This is a genomic window from Pseudactinotalea sp. (genome assembly GCF_048594945.1).
In the GTDB taxonomy this organism is placed as follows: domain Bacteria; phylum Actinomycetota; class Actinomycetes; order Actinomycetales; family Beutenbergiaceae; genus Pseudactinotalea.
This window is the reverse complement of record NZ_JBMDXJ010000122.1, coordinates 1-2,337: the sequence shown is the minus strand read 5'-3', so window position 1 is coordinate 2,337 and position 2,337 is coordinate 1. Positions and strand designations below refer to the sequence as shown.

The following is a 2,337-nucleotide window of genomic DNA, read 5'->3' as shown; positions in this document are numbered from 1 at the left end:
CGCTCGTCCAGGTGTCGCCGTCGAGCGTGGCGACCTCGCCGCCGGCGCCCCACACCCAGGGGTAGACCTGGAACTCGGCATCGCCCGGGACGGGGAAGGCCATCATCTCGGGGTGCGCCGCCTTGATGGCCTCGCCTGCGGTGATGATGTCGTCCCAGGTCTTCGGCGCCTCGAGCCCGAGCTCCTCGAAGATGTCGGTGCGGTAGACGAGCGAGCGGACGCCCGCGTACCACGGCATGCCGTAGAGCTCCTCGTCGTAAGTGCCGGCGACCTCGAGACCCTCGACGAGATCGTCGCGCAGGCCGTCCTCGGCATCCACGTACTCGTCGATCGGCAGCAGCGCGCCGGCGTCGGCGAACTCGGCCGTCCAGGTGGTGCCCGTCTCGGCGATGTCGGGGGTCGTTCCGCCGGCGATGGCGGTCACGAAGCGGTCGTGCGCGTCTGCCCACTGCACCTCTTCGATCTCGACGGTCGCCCCGGTCTCCTCCTCGAAGGCAGCCGAGACCTCGTCGTAGAACGCGGTGGCGTCGGGGTTCGTGCCCTTCATGATCCAGACGCTGAGGGTCTGCCCCTCGCCGTCGGTGCCGCCACCGTTGTCGTTGCCGCCGCCCGCGCAGCCGGCAAGGCCCAGCGATGCCGTGACGCCGAGCGCCACGATCGGAAGAATGCGCTTCTTCATCAGGTGAATCTCCTCATTGAAAACTGCCCTCGGCCACAACGGTTGCATGCCGACTCCGAAAAAGTATTTACCACTAACAAACTCATTGCAACTCGGGACGATGATCGTCATACACCTGTAACACGGGACCCTGGGTTCGTGCGCAGTAGGCTCTCAGCCGTGGGGAGAAGCCGATCGAGGGATGCCGATCATCCGCAGGCGCGTCTGGATCACGGCGGCATCGCGAGCATCGAGCCGTCGTCCTTCACGACCGGTTACGAACTGATCGTCGACGGCACCCCGCAATCCCACGTCGACCTCGACGATCCCACCCACCTGCACTTCGAGTACATCGTGCGGATGGGAGCGGTCGTCGATCAGCTCCCGGCGGGACCGCTGACCGCCGTGCACCTCGGCGCCGGAGCAATGACTATCCCCCGATACGTCGAGGCGACCAGACCCGGCTCACGGCAGCAGGTGATCGAGCTGGAGGCGCCGCTCGCCGCGCTCGTGCGCGAGCACCTGCCCCTGCCGCGAGGTGCGTCGATCCGGGTGCGGATCGGAGATGCGCGTGCCGGGATCGCCCGGCTCCCCGCCGGGTTGACGGGGGCGTGCGACCTCGTCGTGTCGGACGTCTACTCCGGCGCCCAGACGCCCGCGCACCTGACCAGCATCGAGTTCTACCGCGAGGTCGCGACACTGCTCGCACCGGCCGGGGTGCTGCTCGTGAACGTCGCCGACGGACCGGGGCTCGCGTTCGCCCGGCGCCAGGTCGCCACCGCCTCGGAGGTGCTGCCCGAGGTCGCACTGCTCGCGGACACCCAGGTGCTCAAAGGACGCCGCTTCGGAAACCTCGTGATCGCGGCATCCGCCGCTCCCCTGCCCACCGAGTGGCTGCCCAGGATGCTGGCAGCCGGGCCCCACCCGGCGAAGATCGCCCAGGGGGCCGAGGTCGCCGCGTTCGCGCAAGGGGCGCAAATCGTCACGGACGCGGATGCCATGGCCTCCCCGAAGCCCGACGCATCGATCTTCCTGCGCTGAAATCGCGCCGCGGGGCGCGCCGACCCGCCGACCGACAGGGTCGGATGCAGACTGGTGATGCTGCGAGAGGAGAGCGCGTTGGGCTACATCAAGGGGTACGACTCGGAGACTCTTCGCGAGCAGGTGGATCAGATCGAATGCGCACAGCGACTGATCGAGATCGAGGAGCAGCGGAGCCTGCCGGCGCTGCTCGAGCGGGTGTGGCTGCTGAAGGTTCTCGGACAGCTCGACGAGGCACTGGCGCTGTCCGACGAGTCGGTGCGTGTGGCGCGGATGGCCGGCACCCGCAAGGACGTGCTGCGTTCACGCGTGCTGCACGCGACGATCCTGCAGTACCGCCGAGCGCACGCGGCGGCCGAACAGGAGCTGGCCACCTGTGCCACCGAGGCCGAGGGGCAGGGCTGGGTCGGCATCGCCGCGTTCGCCCATCAGCATCAGGGGCGGAACGCCTTCGAGGCGGGCGATTTCGAGCTGGCCAAGGAGAGCTTCAAGCAGGCTCTCTTCCTGCGCCGCGAGGCGGGCGCGTCGGATGCCGAGCTCGAGGGCATCCTGCTGTCGATCGAGGCCGTGGAGAGGCGCCGCAGCGCGCAGCTCATCCCCGGTTGACCTGCGCCGCCTCTGATCCCCAGGCCGATCCC

3 protein-coding genes are annotated in these 2,337 nt (G+C 68.8%); 2 read left to right on the top strand and 1 reads right to left on the bottom strand.

The annotated features are described in order from the left end of the window. A partial coding sequence (locus ACOJSN_RS05740) for an extracellular solute-binding protein (RefSeq protein WP_420111547.1) occupies positions 1-679 on the bottom strand: 679 nt, incomplete at its 3' end. A 159-nt stretch (positions 680-838) separates the two neighbouring features. On the opposite strand from ACOJSN_RS05740, the gene ACOJSN_RS05735 reads away from it, so the two are divergent. Together ACOJSN_RS05735 and ACOJSN_RS05730 are read left to right on the top strand one after the other, a co-directional pair. After that, positions 839-1,699, top strand: a complete 861-nt coding sequence (locus ACOJSN_RS05735; RefSeq protein WP_420111546.1) for a spermidine synthase — start codon at positions 839-841, stop codon at positions 1,697-1,699. Positions 1,700-1,777: 78 nt separating this feature from the next. Then, positions 1,778-2,305: a hypothetical protein gene (locus ACOJSN_RS05730; RefSeq protein WP_420111548.1), complete on the top strand. Its 528-nt coding sequence runs from the start codon at positions 1,778-1,780 to the stop codon at positions 2,303-2,305. The last annotated feature ends 32 nt before the right edge of the window (positions 2,306-2,337 follow it).